Genomic DNA, 15,620 nt, shown 5'->3' with positions numbered 1-15,620 from the left:
AAGTCGGCGAACAGTGAACCTACCGCGCGGCGTCGGCCCCCCGCGCCGGGAAGTGCCGAATCAGCCCCTCCTGCACCGTGGTAGCCAGCAACTCCCCGCTGCGCGAGAAGAAGCGGCCGGTGGCCAAACCGCGCGAGCCCGAGGCGACCGGGGATTCAGTGGCGTAGAGCGCCCACTCGTCGAACCGGAACGGCCGGTGGAACCAGATCGAGTGGTTCACCGTGGCCGCCACGATCCGGTCCAGTCCCCAGGACAGTCCGTGCGTGGTGATGATCGAGTCCAGCACCGTGGTGTCGGACGAATAACCAAGCGTCGCAACATGAAGCAGCGGATCGTCGGGCAGCCGCCCGTCGGTGCGCATCCACACTCGATTGTGGTTGAGCCGCTCCCCCGTGCCCTTCAGTATCCAGGCCGGGTCGTTGGTGTAGCGCATGTCGATCGGGTGCGGCGCCTTGATGAACATCTCCAGCTTGTCTTCCAAGCCGACGAAGCTCTCCTCGATGCGCGGCAGCGTGTCCGGGTCGGGCACGTCGGGCAGCGGATGCCCGTGCTCGAGGCCCTTGTTCCAGTCCTGGAACGCCGCGAGCATCACGAACAGCTCCTGGTCGTCCTGGAGGGCGGTGACGGTGCGGTTGGCGAACGCGCGGCCGTCGCGGTGCCGGTCCACCCGGTACTCGATCGGCTTCTTCGTATCGCCGCCGCGCACGAAATGCGCGTTGATCGCGTGTACCGGACGGTCACCGACCGTGCGGCCCGCCGCGATGATCGCCTGCGCGACGAGCTGGCCGCCGAACGTGCGGCTCCACACCTTCTCCGGATGCTGACCGACGAACACGTCCTCGTCCATCTGCTGCAGATCGAGCAGACCGAGCAAAACGTCGAGATCAGACTTCCCGGCCGCCGACGAATCGACGACCGACCCTCCAAGGGAACTGTTCACTATTAATGATCCTCCTCACCGATGCGATGCACGTGGATCAGGTTGGTGGAACCGACCGTACCCGGCGGGGAGCCGGCCACGATTACCACGAGGTCACCCTTTTGGTATCGCTCCATGGACAGCAGTGCTACATCGACCTGGTGGATCATAGCGTCGGTGGTGTCCACCATCGGCACGATGAAGGTCTCGGTACCCCAGGTCAGCGCGAGCTGGCTGCGCACCTCCGGCAGCGGGGTGAACGCCAGCAGCGGCAGCGGGGTGTGCAGCCGGGCCAGGCGGCGCACCGTGTCACCGGACTGGGTGAACGCCACCAAAGCCTTGGCGTTGAGCCGCTCGCCGATGTCGCGGGCGGCGTAGGAGATGACACCGCGCTTGGTGCGCGGCACGTGGGTCAGCGGGGGCACCCTGGTCGATTCGGTCTCCACCGCATGCACGATGCGCGCCATCGTGCGCACCGTCTCGATCGGCCAGGCGCCGACCGAGGTCTCGCCGGAGAGCATCACCGCGTCGGCGCCGTCGAGCACCGCGTTGGCGACATCGGAGGCCTCGGCCCTGGTCGGGCGGGAGTTCTCGATCATCGACTCCAGCATCTGGGTCGCCACGATCACCGGCTTGGCGTTCTCGCGCGCCATCTGGATGGCCCGCTTCTGCACCAGCGGCACCTGCTCCAGCGGGAGCTCGACGCCGAGGTCGCCGCGGGCCACCATGACCGCGTCGAACGCGAGCACGATGGCTTCCAGGTTGTCGATGGCCTCGGGCTTCTCCAGCTTGGCGATCACCGGCACCCGGCGTCCGACCCGGTCCATGATGTCGTGCACCAGCTCGACATCGGCCGGGGACCGCACGAACGACAGCGCGATGAAGTCCACGCCGAGCTTCAGCGCGAATTCCAGATCCTCGATGTCCTTCTCGGACAGCGCGGGCACCGAGACGTCCATGCCCGGCAGCGAAACGCCCTTGTTGTTGGAGACGGGTCCACCCTCGGTCACCCGGCAGACGACGTCGTTGCCGTCCACCCGGATGACGGTGAGCCCGACCTTGCCGTCGTCGACGAGCAGCCGGTCGCCCGCCTTCGCGTCCTGCGCGAGTTCCTTGTATGTGGTCGAAACACGGTCGTGGGTGCCGTCGACCTCGTCGACGGTGATCCTGACCTCTTCACCCGTCGCCCAGACGGTCTTGCCCTCGATGAATCGGCCGAGTCGAATCTTCGGTCCCTGCAGGTCGGCCAGGATGCCGACCGCTCTGCCGAGGTGGTCGGAGGCCGCCCGCACCTTCTTGTAGTTCTCAGCGTGATCCGCGTGTTCGCCGTGACTGAAGTTCAGTCGAGCCACGTCCATGCCGCTCTCGACGAGTTCGCGGATACGGTCCTCGGTGGCAGTAGCCGGGCCGAGCGTGCACACAATCTTCGTCCGTCGCATCACGGGTAGAGCCTAGTCCCGACCGGTACCCGGGGCCCGCTGTGCCCCAGGTGAAAGCTGGGTAAAAAAATGAACGTTTACTTGGTGAAACCTCCAAGCGTTACGCATTGCGCAACATGCCTGGCCAGCGTCGTGGCGTCCCGACAGCAGCGCGGAAATGTTACTCGCTGGTAGTTAGCTGTCGCGTCCGATCGGGTCTCGGAGGACCCGATCGATCAGGTCGCCACGTGCCGGGCCAGGCGCGTCTCCAATCGGGTCTGGCCGAAGCCGAGGAACAGGCAGATAACCCAGTAGTAGATCGCCGCGACGCCGTAGAGCGCGAAGAAGTCGAAGGTCGGCGCGGCCGCGATCTGCGCGACGCGCAACAGTTCGGTCACCAGGATGGTCGAGGCCAGCGAGGTGTCCTTCACCAGCGAGATCAACGTATTGGACAGCGGCGGGGCCGCGATCCGCGAGGCCTGCGGCAGGATGATCAGTCCCATCATCTGCGGATAGCGCAAGCCCAGCGCCTGCGAGGCCTCCCACTGCCCCTTCGCCACGCTGAGAATCGACGCCCGCACGATCTCGGCCGCGTACCCGCCGACATTGAGGCTGAACGCGATCACCGCCGCTGGGAACGGATCGATCACGAGGCCGAACTGCGGCATCGCGTAGAACACGATGAACAGCTGCACCAGCAGCGGCGTGCCCCGAATGATCGAGATGTAGAACCGGGCGGCCGCCGACAGCGGCCAGATCGGTGACATCCGGGCCAGCGCCACGAACACCGCGATCACCAAGCCGATGACGAAGCTGATCGCGGTGAGTGGCAGGGTCTTCTCGACGGTGGCCTGCAGCATCGGCCACAGGTTGTGCCAGATCAGTTCCCGAGTAGCGGCATCCATGGAGAGCGTCGGCTACTTGCTGACGTCGGTGCCGAAGTACTTGTCCGAGATCTTCGCCAGGGTGCCGTCGGCCCGCAGCTCGTTGAGCGCCCGGTCGACATCGGCGATCACCGCGTCGCCCTTGCGGGCCGCGAACGCCTGCTTGCTGGTCTCGCCGGTCTTGCCGGAGACCTTCACGCCGGTGTCGCCGGTCTTCTTGGTGTACTCGGCGACCGCGAGGGTGTCGTTGACGGTGGCGTCGACGCGGCCGTTCTTCAGCAGCTGGATGGCCTGCACGAAACCTTCGACGGCCTCGACCTTCGCGCCCGCGCCGGTGGCGACCTTGCCCCAATTGCTGGTCGCGGACTGGGCGCAAGTCTTGCCCTTCAGGTCGGCGAGGGTGGTGATGGCGTTGTTGTCCGCGCGGGTGACGATCACGCCGTCGGAGGTGGTGTAGGGGCTCGACAGCGCGTACTTGTTCGTGCGCTCGTCGTTGATCGTCACCTGGTTGGCGACCAGGTCGAAGCGCTTGGACTCGAGGCCGGCGAAGATCGCGTCCCACGGGGTCAGCACGAACTCGACCTTCTTGCCGAGCTTGTCGCCGACCGCCTGGATCACCTCGATGTCGTAACCGGTGATCTTGCCGTCGGTGCCCTGGAAGCTGAACGGGGAGTAGGTGCCTTCGGTGCCGACCTTCAACACGTTCGCATCGCTGCTGCTACTGCAGGCGGTGAGCCCGGTGGCGGCGACGATGGCGAGCATGGCGGCGGCGAACAGCTTGCGACGCACGGGTTCCCTCTCTTCGGTGTATGGACATCCCACACACAACACGCAAATCCGGCTCATGCTACGCCGGGACTTCTGCGAAGGACCCTATCTCGATCATGCTGCGCGAAAGGGTTGTACTCGCGGAATTCGAGGCGCGTCGCGAGGCTGCACCGCATTTCCCGGGCCGCTGACCAGCACGTAGTCACCGAGCATCGGCACGGACCGTAGGAACGGGCACCACCGGGTCGGCGATGCCGCCGACCCCATTGCTGGGCCGCCTCTGCACCGTCACCGAAGCCACCCGGAATCCGCACACATCCAGCTGAGCAGTACGTCGAGTGGGCAACAGCCGAGCCAGTCATGAAGCCACTCCGTCAGAAAATAAATCTGAAATAAGCGGAACCGATCCGAGGATCAGTGCGTCAATACCAGTAACCGGACAAATCGGGGGCCGGTGTAAGACGGGGAGGAACGGGGAAGGCGCGCTTTGCGCGCATCACAATCGGCGACTGCCGCCAAAAAATGGCAGCCAGTCGTATCGAACAGGTGTCGACAGAGTCGGCAGTGCACAAACCTCATTCATTCATGAGGCCATATCACCATGCCGAGAAAGGTGGCCAGATGACTCACTAGGGCTGATAACTACCAATCATGAAACTCGAGCCGGGGAGCTGTCACTCCCCGACCCGAGATCTGCGCATGCGCGCAGACAGTCACATACCAACCTAAGGATTGAGTTTCTCAATGATCATCAGTAGGTCCATAGCGACCAGCGCAATTCTACTCTCTGCCTTGGCCGGCGCGAGCACCACCGCACCAGCGTTCGCCGCCGCGCCACCGACATCCGCCGCCGCGATTCAAACAGTCACCGATTCGATCGAATCCGGCTCGGTCAAGGTCAATACCGACCTCGCGGCACTCGACTTCTCGCGCATGACGCAGATCGCGGCCAACGGAGAACGCCACGTCACGATCCCACTTGCGGTGGGCGGTACGCCGTTCAGCACCCTGCAGCTGGTCGTCGACCGCGACAACGAAGTCACCGACTACAGCGAGGTTCATTTCACCGAGTACACGCCCGACTCCGGGCACGTCACGAAGTGGTCGAAGGATCAGGTCGTACTCGACCAAGACTTCACCGCCGCTACGGACAGAGCGATCAAGCGGGGAATCGGCGATGCGATCGGTGAACTGAATTCCTGCCTGTCGAGTGCCGGCATTCCCGCGTGGATGATTGCCGCAGTAATAGTTGCCTGCAAGCCGATCATGGGCCCGGGTCTGGCCGCCTGCCTCGTTGCGGGTGGCGTTGGTGCAGCCACTGCGGCTTACTGCCAAGGCCGTGCGATCTCCAGACTCTAACCCTTGATCCGAGCAACTAACCCGATAGAAAGATAGCCAGCAATGAATATAATTCGCACAACTATCTCCATTGTCACCCCGGTTGCATTTGCCGCACTGTGCTTCACTCCGGCGGCCAATGCGGAAATTTACACCAGCACCGGTGAAACTCAGATCAACCATCAGATCGGAACATCTGCGTCCAACGTCGGGATTCCCATCAACCTGGCCAAGAAAGGACGGGTAGAAGATGCCATTCGCTGTCTGGAAGAGAACGGAGTCCCGAAGGCAATCGCCTCGGCGGCAGCGGGCGCTTGCCTTGTCTACCCCCTACCAGCAAAGGTAGTTCCTTGCTTCGTCGCATTCGGCATTGCAAGCGGAATGGCTGACCGCTGCGGCGGCGGATAATTTCACAGAACGCCGGCCCCGCCTGTCATCAGGCGGGGCCGGTCTGGTGTTCTCGGATCGTGCAGCACACCGTCATTCGCGCAGTGGACGTCCCTCACTGTCGGGCACCTTGCCGGTCAGTATCAGGATGCCGTCGATGACACCCCAGATCCAGCCGAGTGTGAAGCACGTGACGGCACTGACGACCAGCTGGGCGATGCCCAGTCCGTTGTGGCCGAGGTAGAAGCGGCCGACGCCGAAACTTCCGAGGAAGATCTGCAGGAGGCCCGCGACGAGCTTCTGCTTGTCGGACAGCGGGACGCCGAACTGGTCACGGCCGTAAGGCGCTTCCGGATCGTTCGGGTTGTAGCCCTGGGGACCGTACTGGGGCGGGTAACCGCCCGGCTGCTGGCCGTAGGGGTTGGGCTGGCCGTACTGCGGCTGGCCGTATTGGTCGGCGGGCGGCTGGCCGAACTGCGGCTGCGCGTAGGGGTCGGACTGCTGGGCGTCGAACTGCGGGAGCGCCGCGGTGTCCTGCGGCTTGTTGAGATCCGGCCCCGTCCCGGGCGGACCGTACTGCGGTCCACCGAATCCTGGGTTGTTTTGCTGGTAGGGGTCGGTCACTAAATGTCCTCCTCATTCGTGCGGGCACCCTCTGCCCGGCATCGATCGATCTGCCGAGCGGGAAGATGCTCGTGACGATCACGAGACATTGTGGTCGGACCGGTGTGATTTGTCGCCCCGTAAACGCTCGGCACTCCCCCGGGTTATCCGCTGCGGACGCCGCGCCGTTATCGACGGCGGGAAATTCGGAGCAACCGAATGCGGTGCCGCCGCGTGATCGGCGGCGGCACCGTCGCATTCAGGACTTGTCGGGATCCGCGACTTTTTTCGACGCGGCAGTGGTCTCGTCCGAGTCCGTGCTCGCGTCCGCGTCGGTGCTGGTTGCCGGGTCGGCGGTGTCCTTCTCCACGGCGTCGGTTGTTTCGCTCGACTCCGACTCGATTTTGTCCGTCGCGGTCGCGCCCTCGGTCTCCGCTGAATCCTTTTCCAGCACAACAGTGTCCGATCCCGCGGACGACGCACCCGCCGCTCGCAACGCACCGATCTGCCACGGCCAGGGACGGCGCTCGGTCGACGGTTGCAATTGCTCGGGTGCCTCGCGGCCCTTGGTCGCGAACACGAAATAGGCGATGGCCGCGAGGAATACGATTGCGGAGGTGAACGAGTTGATGCGGATTCCAGCGAGCTTGGTCGCCTCGTCGTCGCGCATCAGCTCGACGAAGAAGCGGCCGAAGCTGTAACCGGCGACGTACAGCGCGAACAGGCGTCCGTGCCCGATCCGGTAGCGCTTGTCCAGCTGCACGAGCAGCACCACGATCAGCACGTTCCAGATCAGCTCGTACAGGAACGTGGGGTGCACGACCTTGTCGACGACACCGTTGGAGACGCCGTTCATCGCGTCCGGCTTCAGGTTGTCGTCGTAGCGGAAGTAGATCTCCAGGCCCCACGGCAGGTCGGTGGTGCGACCGTACAGCTCCTGGTTGAAGTAGTTGCCGAGCCGGCCGATCGCCTGCGCGAGCAGGATCGGCGGCGCGATCGCATCGCCCAACGCGGGCAACGGGATTCGGTATACCCGGCAGCCGATCCAGGCGCCGACGCCGCCGAGCAGCACCGCGCCCCAGATGCCGAGGCCACCGTTCCAGATCTCCAGCGCGGCCTTGGGGTCACCGTCGGGGCCGAAGTACTTCTGCCAGTCGGTGGCGACGTGGTACAGCCGGCCGCCGACCAGACCGAACGGCACCGCGAACATCGCGACGTCCAGGATCGCGCCCTGCTGGCCGCCGCGGTCGCGCCAGCGCCGCTCGCCCCACCAGATGGCGACGACGATGCCGAGGATGATGCACAGCGCGTAGGCCCGCAACGGGAATGGACCGATGTGCCACACGCCCTGCGGGGGGCTGGGTATGTACGCCAGGACTTGTAAGGTCACGGGGCCACCGTAGCGGAGAACCGCGGCGACGCTGGAACCACCGCACCGTGGCGGTCACCGTACAGCGTAGGAATCACCACCGGCGGTGGCCGTACTTACGAGGCGACGGTCGCCGAACGCACGCCCTCGGCCAGCTCGGCGGTGAGCGCACGAACCGCGTCCAGGCTCTCGCCCGCGGCGGTGACCAACGCCGAACCCACGATGACTCCGTCTGCGTAGGAAGCGATTTCGGCCGCCTGCGCGCCGGAACGGACGCCGAGGCCGACGCCGATCGGGATGTCGGAATGCGCCCGGATGCGCGCGCACAGTGCGGGCGCGGCCGAGGACACCACATCGCGCGCGCCGGTGACGCCCATGGTCGAGGCCGCGTACACGAAACCGCGCGACGCTTCCAAAGTCTTGACCAGACGCTCCTCGGTGGAGGACGGCGCGACGAGGAAGATGCGATCGAGGTTGTAGGTGGACGAGGCGACGAACCAGTCGTCGGCCTCCTCCGGAATGAGGTTCGGGGTGATGATTCCGGCGCCACCCGCCGCGGCGAGATCACGCGCGAAGTTGTCGACGCCGTACTTCAGCACCGGGTTCCAGTAGCTCATCACCACGGCCTGACCGCCCGCCGAGGTGATCGCCTCGACCACGGAGAACACGTCGCGCACCCGCACACCGCCGCGCAGCGCCTGATCGGCGGCGGCCTGGATGGTCGGGCCGTCCATCACCGGATCGGAGTAGGCGACGCCGACTTCGACGATGTCGCAACCGGATTCGACCATGGCGCGGCAGACCTCGATGGAACCGGCGAGATCGGGATAGCCCGCGGGCAGGTAACCGATGAGCGCGGCACGGCCCTCACCACGGGTCGCGGCAAACGTATTGGCGAGACGGGACTGCTGGCTCACTTCTGTTCGTCCTTCTCATCGATCAACCCGAACCAGCGCGCCGCCGTATCCATGTCCTTGTCACCGCGACCGGACAGGTTCACCAGGATGATCGAGCCGGGGCCGAGTTCCTTGCCCAGTTGCAGCGCGCCTGCGACGGCGTGTGCGGACTCGATCGCCGGGATGATGCCCTCGCTGCGGCTGAGCAGCAGCAGCGCGTCCATCGCCTCGGTATCGGTGATGGGGCGGTATTCGGCGCGGCCGATGTCCTTGAGCAGAGCGTGTTCGGGGCCGACGCCGGGGTAGTCCAGACCGGCCGAGATGGAGTGCGAGTCGATGGTCTGGCCGTCCTCGTCCTGCAGCAGGTACGAGTAGGCGCCCTGGAACGCGCCGGGCGTGCCGCCGGTGAAAGTGGCCGCGTGCCTGCCGGTTTCGACGCCGTCACCGGCCGCCTCGTAGCCGACCAGCCGGACGTCGGGGTCGTCGAGGAAGGCGTGGAAGATGCCGATGGCGTTGGAGCCGCCGCCGACGCAGGCCACGACCGCGTCGGGCAGTTGCCCGGTGGACTCCTGCACCTGCACCCTGGCCTCCAGGCCGATGACCCGCTGGAAGTCGCGCACCAGCATGGGGAACGGGTGCGGGCCCGCGGCGGTGCCGAAGCAGTAGTAGGTGTCGTCGGCGTTGCTGACCCAGTCGCGCAGCGCCTCGTTGATCGCGTCCTTGAGCGTCTGCGAACCGGTGGTCACCGAGATGACCTCGGCGCCGAGCAGCCGCATGCGCGCCACGTTCAGCGCTTGCCGGGCGGTGTCGACGGCGCCCATGTAGACGACGCAGTCCAGGCCGAGCAGCGCGCAGGCGGTCGCGGTGGCGACGCCGTGCTGGCCGGCGCCGGTCTCCGCGATGACCCGGGTCTTGCCCATCCGCTTGGCGAGCAGCGCCTGGCCGAGCACATTGTTGATCTTGTGAGAACCGGTGTGGTTCAGGTCTTCCCGCTTGAGCAGGATGCGCGCGCCGCCCGCGTGCTCGGCGAGCCTGGTGCATTCGAACACCGGCGACGGGCGGCCGGTGTAGTCGCGCTGCAACCGGTCCAGCTCGTTGAGGAAGTCCGGGTCGAGCCGCGACTTCTCGTACATCGCGGTGACGTCCTCGATGACCGCCATCAGCGCCTCGGGGACGTGCCTGCCGCCGTAGACGCCGAAGTGGCCGCCGGTATCGGGTTCGTGCGCGCTGCGGTGTGCGACGCCGTCGCTGGCCTTGGGTAGCTCTGTCACCCCGGTCACCGGCCCCGCCGCGCCGGCTTCGGGCAGGACGGGTGGGTGCCCGCGGTCACCAGCTCGGACACGGCCGCGCGGGGGTCACCGCTGGTCACCAAGCCTTCGCCGACGAGAACGGCGTCCGCGCCCGCGCCCGCGTAGGCGAGCAGGTCGGCGGTGCCGCGGATGCCGGATTCGGCGATCCGGATGACCTCGGTGGGCAGACCGGGCGCGATCCGGGCGAACACGTCCCGGTCGACTTCCAGGGTCTTGAGATTGCGGGCGTTCACGCCGATCACCGAGGCGCCAGCCTCGAGCGCGCGATCCGCCTCTTCCTCGGTGTGCACCTCGACCAGCGCGGTCATGCCGAGCGATTCGGTGCGGTCGATGAGCGAGGACAGCACGTCCTGCTCGAGCGCCGCGACGATCAGCAGGATCACGTCGGCGCCGTGCGCGCGGGCCTCGTGGATCTGGTACGGCCCGACGACGAAGTCCTTACGCAGGATCGGGATGTTCACGGTGGCGCGCACCGCGTCCAGGTCTTCCAGCGACCCGTGGAAGCGCCGGCCCTCGGTGAGCACGCTGATGATCCGCGCGCCGCCGTCCTCGTACGCCTTGGCCAGGCTGGCCGGGTCGGGGATGTCGGCGAGTTCACCCTTGGAGGGGCTGGCCCGCTTCACCTCGGCGATGACGCCGATGCCGTCTTCGAGCAGGGCCGCGCGTGCGTCGAGCGGGCTTGCGGCCGCCGCGGCGGCCGCCTTGATCGCCTGGAAATCGAGGAGGGCTTCCCGAGCGGCCACATCCGCGCGGACCCCGTCGAGAATCGAGTCGAGTACCGTCATCTGGCTCGAATCCTTTCTGGGGAGACGGACTTGCTGCCTGAGAATCCCCCCAGGCGCTGTCTCACCGATGCTGACAAAGAATAAATGGACGTCCCGCCCGCGTTTGCGCCGGGGCTTGTTGTGGCCCAGGCACCCAGTCCGCGCACAAGGTGTGAACCGCCACAGTCGACGCGCGCGAATCGCTCAGCGCACACGTCCGCCTGCCTCGCCCTGGTCCGGATCGCCGGTGCGCCCACCGGAGTTCGCGGTGTCGTCGGTCGGGTCGGTGCCCGCGTCCAACGCGTCCCACAGCACACGTTCGGAGAGCTGGTTCTGTTCGGCGCCGGTCGCGGACTCGGTGCGCTGCTTGCTCACCTGTTCGGTGGCGTCGGCCCGGCGGAAGGCCGGGTTGTCGTACTTGCCGGACAGGCGGGCGGTGTCCTGCGGCATCCGGGTGAGCAAGCCGCCCGCCGCGAACGCCGCCAGCGCGCCGAGCAGCGCCAGTACGGCCGGGAGCAGCGACGTGGTCGCCTCCCCCACCTGTGCTCTGGCCGGGAGCTCGGCCAGCTTGGCGGCGCGTTCGGCGACCTTGCCGGAGTTGGTGAGCAGGGCGAAGGCAGGCACGGCGGCCACCGCGGCGACCAAGGCGATGAGCACGCCGAGGGTGCGGCGCAGCCAGCCACGCGTGGCCAGTACCGCGGCGATGGACGCCAGCAGCACCAGGGCCAGCGGGGTGAGCGCGCCGAACCAGACGCCGCCGTTGAGGCGGTCGGTGCGTGGTTCGGTGAGGCCGTCGGAGGAGGTGACGGTCACCCAGGTCATGCGCGAGGAACCCCAGAGGGCGACGGCCGCGAAGGCGAGCAGGACGAGGGGCCCGACCGGGGATTTGCGCCGCGTTTCGGGAGTGGCCGCTGTCTCGGCACCGGCGGTCTCCGGAGTGACGAGGTCGGGGTCGGGAACAGACGCGTTTTTGTCGTCAACGGTGTCGCCGCCGGACTCGGCTGCCGTCATGCGTGCTCGCCGTTCGTCGCGCCGTACGCGCGGACCGTTTTCGCCGCGGCGATCGCCTTGAGCACCGCCATCGCCTTGTTGCGCGCCTCGACATCCTCGTACTCGGCGACCGAGTCTGCGACGATGCCCGCACCCGCCTGGACGTAGGCGGTGCCGTCCTTCAGCAACGCGGTGCGGATGGCGATCGCGGTGTCCGCGTCGCCCGCGAAGTCGAGGTAGCCGACGACGCCGCCGTAGACGCCGCGGCGGGTGGGTTCGAGTTCCTCGATGAGCTCCATCGCGCGCACCTTCGGCGCACCGGACAGCGTGCCCGCCGGGAAACAAGCGTTCACCGCGTCGAGCGCGATCTTGCCCGCGGCGAGCCGGCCCGACACCGTCGAAACCAGGTGCATCACATGGCTGTAGCGCTCGATGTGCCGGTACTCGGTGACCCGCACCGTGCCCGGCTGGCAGACCCGCCCGAGGTCGTTGCGGCCGAGGTCGACGAGCATCAGGTGCTCGGCGTTCTCCTTCTCGTCGGCCAGCAGGCCCTTCTCCAGCAGCAGGTCGTCCTCTTCGGTGGCGCCGCGCCAGCGGGTGCCCGCGATCGGATGGGTGGTCGCCACGCCCTCCTTCACGGTGACCAGCGATTCCGGGCTGGAGCCGACGATGGAGAATGCGGTGCCGCCGTCGCCGTTGGGCACGTGCAGCAGGTACATGTACGGGCTCGGGTTCGACGCGCGCAACATCCGGTACAGGTCCAGTGGCGCGCCGTCGTAATCCATTTCGAAGCGCTGCGAGAGCACCACCTGGAACGCCTCGCCCGCCTCGATCTCCTTGACCAGGCGGCGCACGCCCGCGCCGAACTCCTCGGTGGTGCGCCTGCGCCGGAACTCCGGCTCCGGTCGATCGAAGACCGACACGGTGGACGGTGCGGGGGCGCCGAGCGCCTCGGTCATCCGGTCCAGCCGGGCGACCGCGTCGTCATACGCCTCGTCGACCCGCTCTGCGGTGCCGTTCCAGTTGACGGCGTTGGCGATCAGCGTGATCGCGCCTTCGTGGTGGTCGAAGGCGGCGAGGTCGGTGGCGAGCAGCAGCACCATTTCCGGCAGTTGCAGATCGTCGAGCGCCAGGTTCGGCAGCCGTTCGATCCGGCGGACCGCGTCGTAGCCGAGGTAGCCGACCATGCCGCCGGTCAGCGGGGGCAGGCCCGGCAGTCGCTCGGTCTTCAGCAGTTCGAGAGTTTCGCGCAGCGCGACCAGCGGATCGCCGCCCGAGGGCGCGTCCACCGGGATGTTGCCCAACCAGGCCGCTTCGCCGTCGACCACCGTCAGGGCCGAGGGGCTGCCCGCGCCGATGAACGACCAGCGCGACCACGATCGCCCGTTCTCCGCCGACTCGAACAGGAACGTTCCCGCCCGATCGTCGGCCAGTTTGCGGTAGGCGGAGAGCGGAGTTTCGGAGTCCGCCAACACCTTTCGGGTCACCGGTACCACTCGATGTTCCGCGGCCAGCTGGTGAAACTGTTCGCGGGTCGTGGTGGTGGGAGTCGACGCGCCTTGCATGGTCACATCATCCCAGGCCACACCGACAGGCCCTGCGGCGCACCCCGGGCGGCCGCGCCGATACCGGTTTCGACCACCACGAACGCGCCGGGCCCGGACGGCGCGAACCACATCCACCACTCCAGTAACAAACTCGACCGCCCGGTTCTCATGCCCCCGATCGCCGTGTGACGGGCGTCTTTACACTCGCTCCGTTCCATCTCGCACGCGGTATCCCATGATCGAGAGGAGACAACTGATGTACCCCTCGCAACCGGAGGGCAGGCACGCCGCCCCGGGCGGTGCGCCGAGCCAGCCCCCACGGATGGTCGGTCTGCAGTCGAAGACAGGCCCCCAGGGTGCCCCGAATGCACTAGCCACCTTCGTCACCTACGCGAAGGCGCTCGAATCCCTGGACAAGAACCATTTTCCGGACGAGTACGCCACGCACGCCGACCGCATCAAGGAACTGAGGCCGTTCCTGCGCGCGCACGGCATTCTCGACGTCATGCAGATCAAGAACCCCGAAGTGGCGGCCCTGCTCGGCGTGTAGGGCGCAGCCGCGTAGTCCGTCAGCAGGTCAGCTCTGGCCACCGCGAAGGCGGGAGTGCGCAATTGAGCCGCAACGGTGCGGTACCGGGTGCGACATGTGCCCGGTACTGTCCCTTTCCATGCAGACAGGACAGCTCGCTCCCCAGTTCGAGCTCCCCGATCAATCAGGCACGCCCCGTTCGCTCGACGCGTTGCTCGCGGACGGTCCGCTGGTCCTGTTCTTCTACCCCGCCGCGAACACGCCGGTGTGCACGGCCGAGGCCTGCCACTTCCGGGACGTGGCCGCCGATTTCGCCGCGCTCGGCGCCTCGTGCGCGGGCATCAGCGCCGACGGCGTCGACACCCAGGCGGGTTTCGCCGACAAACAGCGCCTCGGCTACCCCCTGCTCTCCGACCCCGACGGCACGGTCGCCGCGCAGTTCGGCGTGAAGCGCGGGCTGCTCGGCAAGCTGGCGCCGGTGAAACGCCAGACCTTCGTCATCGATCAGGACCGCACCGTGCGCAAGATCATCAGCGGCGAGCTGCGGGCCAACGTGCACGCCGACGAGGCGCTGAAATTCCTGCGCGAGCGCGCGAGCTAGTTTCCGGCCACCGGGACGTCCGCAGGCCGAAACGCCGAGGCGAACAGCCCGTTTCCGCACACATCCGGCTTACGCTGGCCCCATGACTGCGACCGACGGACAGCTGCAGCAAAAATCGACCGGGCCGGCCTGGAAGACCTGGGCCGTCGGCGGGCTTGCGGTTCTCGCCCTTTTGTTCATCGCCTACTTCATCCTGTCCGCCTTCATCCCGCGCTGGTGGGCGCAGCGGATCGCGGAGATGGTCAACGGCAGCTTCAGCAAGGGCATCGGCTGGGGGCTGGTCTTCGGCGGTGTGTGCACGGTCGTCCCGCTGTTCCTGCTGCTGTTCGCGGTGCGCGTGTGGAAGCGCAAGGGTGGCCGGTTCATGGCCGGTGCGGCGGTCGTCATCGCGGTACTCGTCGCGATTCCCAATCTGATGACGCTGACCATCGTGCTCGGCGGCAGCAACGCAGCGCATGCCGGGCAGCGCATCCTCGATGTCGACGCGCCCGCCTTCCGCGGTGCCACGATGGCCGGTGCGATCGCCGCGGCCGCGGTCTTCCTCGCGGCGCTGTTCCTGGTCGTCCCGCGCTGGGGGCGGCGCAGGCATCCGAAGCGGCAGACCGCTCCAGCTAACCCTGCCGACAGCGCCATGACGCGGCCCGACGGTTTGTGAGTGAGCTCACGCTCCTTAGCAACTTCATGACGGGCGAGCGAAGTCGTGGCAAACTCGGAGTCACGGGTGACTGTGAACATGCTTTTCAATAATCGGTAGGCTTACTAACAAAACCACGTCACTTGGCTTGAAAGAAGGCACACAGTGACGAAGTGGCTCGACCCGGTTGAACAACGAGCATGGCGCGCGATTGTTGCGCTGATGACCCGCCTACCAGGCGCTTTGGATACCCAGCTGCAGCGCGAATCAGGTGTCACCCATTTCGAGTATTGGGTTTTGACCCTGTTGTCCGAGGAACCTGGCCATCGGCTGCAGATGAGTGACCTCGCCCACAAGGCAAATGCATCGCTATCACGGCTTTCGCATGTCGTATCGAAGCTGGAGCGGATGGGCTGGGCGGAGCGCTCCGCTACCGCCGGGCGCCGTGGCGTGCAGGCGGTACTGACAGACGACGGCTACCACAAGGTCATCGAGGCGGCGCCCGGTTATCTGGATGCGGTGCGCCACCTGGTTTTCGACGGGCTGGAGCCGGAACAGACTGCGCAGCTGGCGGAATTGAGCGAGCTGCTCGCCGATCACCTCACCGATGCGTTGAGTCGCTCCCCCGGATCCGGCCAGGAAGATCGGTCTTCGGAGACCTAG

Annotated in this window: 18 protein-coding genes; 6 read left to right on the top strand and 12 right to left on the bottom strand. The window is 66.7% G+C overall.

The window, feature by feature from the left end; all coding sequences use genetic code 11:
• Nucleotides 1-19: 19 nt before the first annotated feature.
• The 4 genes from DBO33_RS12965 to DBO33_RS12950 all read right to left on the bottom strand — a co-directional run bounded on the left by DBO33_RS12965 (nucleotide 20) and on the right by DBO33_RS12950 (nucleotide 4,010).
• Nucleotides 20-847: an acyl-CoA thioesterase gene (locus DBO33_RS12965; RefSeq protein WP_234391361.1), complete on the bottom strand. Its 828-nt coding sequence runs from the start codon at nucleotides 845-847 to the stop codon at nucleotides 20-22.
• Between the two features lie 95 nt (nucleotides 848-942).
• Nucleotides 943-2,361 (bottom strand): pyruvate kinase, encoded by a 1,419-nt coding sequence (gene pyk / locus DBO33_RS12960; protein ID WP_186818892.1) that lies wholly within the window; start codon nucleotides 2,359-2,361, stop codon nucleotides 943-945.
• 212 nt (nucleotides 2,362-2,573) lie between these two features.
• On the bottom strand, nucleotides 2,574-3,242 hold the full coding sequence (locus tag DBO33_RS12955) for an amino acid ABC transporter permease (protein WP_107655255.1): 669 nt from the start codon (nucleotides 3,240-3,242) through the stop codon (nucleotides 2,574-2,576).
• Nucleotides 3,243-3,254: 12 nt separating this feature from the next.
• Complete coding sequence (locus DBO33_RS12950; protein WP_107655254.1) at nucleotides 3,255-4,010, bottom strand: transporter substrate-binding domain-containing protein; 756 nt, start codon at nucleotides 4,008-4,010, stop codon at nucleotides 3,255-3,257.
• Between the two features lie 771 nt (nucleotides 4,011-4,781).
• On the opposite strand from DBO33_RS12950, the gene DBO33_RS12945 reads away from it, so the two are divergent.
• Nucleotides 4,782-5,348 (top strand): glycoside hydrolase family protein, encoded by a 567-nt coding sequence (locus tag DBO33_RS12945; RefSeq protein ID WP_107655253.1) that lies wholly within the window; start codon nucleotides 4,782-4,784, stop codon nucleotides 5,346-5,348.
• Between the two features lie 42 nt (nucleotides 5,349-5,390).
• On the top strand, nucleotides 5,391-5,735 hold the full coding sequence (locus DBO33_RS42730; protein WP_159080229.1) for a hypothetical protein: 345 nt from the start codon (nucleotides 5,391-5,393) through the stop codon (nucleotides 5,733-5,735).
• Between the two features lie 72 nt (nucleotides 5,736-5,807).
• On the opposite strand, the gene DBO33_RS12940 is transcribed toward DBO33_RS42730, so the two are convergent.
• The 8 genes from DBO33_RS12940 to DBO33_RS12905 form a co-directional block, all read right to left on the bottom strand.
• Nucleotides 5,808-6,338, bottom strand: coding sequence for a TM2 domain-containing protein (locus DBO33_RS12940; protein ID WP_107655252.1), 531 nt, complete (start codon nucleotides 6,336-6,338; stop codon nucleotides 5,808-5,810).
• Nucleotides 6,339-6,576: 238 nt separating this feature from the next.
• Nucleotides 6,577-7,707 carry a prolipoprotein diacylglyceryl transferase gene (gene lgt / locus DBO33_RS12935; RefSeq protein WP_107655251.1) on the bottom strand — a complete coding sequence of 377 codons (1,131 nt, stop codon included), beginning with the start codon at nucleotides 7,705-7,707 and terminating at the stop codon, nucleotides 6,577-6,579.
• Nucleotides 7,708-7,802: 95 nt separating this feature from the next.
• On the bottom strand, nucleotides 7,803-8,603 hold the full coding sequence (gene trpA, locus DBO33_RS12930; RefSeq protein WP_107655250.1) for a tryptophan synthase subunit alpha: 801 nt from the start codon (nucleotides 8,601-8,603) through the stop codon (nucleotides 7,803-7,805).
• Nucleotides 8,600-9,862, bottom strand: a complete 1,263-nt coding sequence (gene trpB, locus DBO33_RS12925; protein ID WP_107655249.1) for a tryptophan synthase subunit beta — start codon at nucleotides 9,860-9,862, stop codon at nucleotides 8,600-8,602. Before trpB ends, trpA begins: the two co-directional genes overlap by 4 nt.
• A complete protein-coding gene (gene trpC, locus DBO33_RS12920) occupies nucleotides 9,859-10,677 on the bottom strand; it encodes an indole-3-glycerol phosphate synthase TrpC (RefSeq protein WP_107655248.1) in 819 nt (272 codons plus the stop codon). Before trpC ends, trpB begins: the two co-directional genes overlap by 4 nt.
• A gap of 183 nt (nucleotides 10,678-10,860) precedes the next feature.
• Complete coding sequence (locus tag DBO33_RS12915) at nucleotides 10,861-11,667, bottom strand: TIGR02234 family membrane protein (RefSeq protein ID WP_107655247.1); 807 nt, start codon at nucleotides 11,665-11,667, stop codon at nucleotides 10,861-10,863.
• On the bottom strand, nucleotides 11,664-13,211 hold the full coding sequence (locus DBO33_RS12910; protein WP_107655246.1) for an anthranilate synthase component I: 1,548 nt from the start codon (nucleotides 13,209-13,211) through the stop codon (nucleotides 11,664-11,666). Before DBO33_RS12910 ends, DBO33_RS12915 begins: the two co-directional genes overlap by 4 nt.
• A 2-nt stretch (nucleotides 13,212-13,213) precedes the next feature.
• Nucleotides 13,214-13,363, bottom strand: a complete 150-nt coding sequence (locus tag DBO33_RS12905) for a hypothetical protein (protein ID WP_159080228.1) — start codon at nucleotides 13,361-13,363, stop codon at nucleotides 13,214-13,216.
• A gap of 86 nt (nucleotides 13,364-13,449) precedes the next feature.
• Here DBO33_RS12905 and DBO33_RS12900 point away from each other — a divergent pair, with 86 nt between their 5' ends.
• The 4 genes from DBO33_RS12900 (at nucleotide 13,450) to DBO33_RS12885 (ending at nucleotide 15,620) form a co-directional block, all read left to right on the top strand.
• A complete protein-coding gene (locus tag DBO33_RS12900; RefSeq protein ID WP_107655244.1) occupies nucleotides 13,450-13,743 on the top strand; it encodes a hypothetical protein in 294 nt (97 codons plus the stop codon).
• Between the two features lie 118 nt (nucleotides 13,744-13,861).
• Nucleotides 13,862-14,323, top strand: a complete 462-nt coding sequence (locus DBO33_RS12895) for a peroxiredoxin (RefSeq protein ID WP_107655243.1) — start codon at nucleotides 13,862-13,864, stop codon at nucleotides 14,321-14,323.
• Nucleotides 14,324-14,405: 82 nt separating this feature from the next.
• On the top strand, nucleotides 14,406-14,978 hold the full coding sequence (locus DBO33_RS12890; RefSeq protein WP_107655242.1) for a permease: 573 nt from the start codon (nucleotides 14,406-14,408) through the stop codon (nucleotides 14,976-14,978).
• 144 nt (nucleotides 14,979-15,122) lie between these two features.
• Entirely contained in the window at nucleotides 15,123-15,620 is a 498-nt protein-coding gene (locus DBO33_RS12885) for a MarR family winged helix-turn-helix transcriptional regulator (protein WP_107655241.1), read from the top strand.

The organism is Nocardia suismassiliense (genome assembly GCF_900269665.1).
GTDB lineage: Bacteria > Actinomycetota > Actinomycetes > Mycobacteriales > Mycobacteriaceae > Nocardia > Nocardia suismassiliense.
The sequence above is the reverse complement of the archived record's forward strand: the minus strand, read 5'-3'. Positions and strand labels throughout refer to the sequence as shown.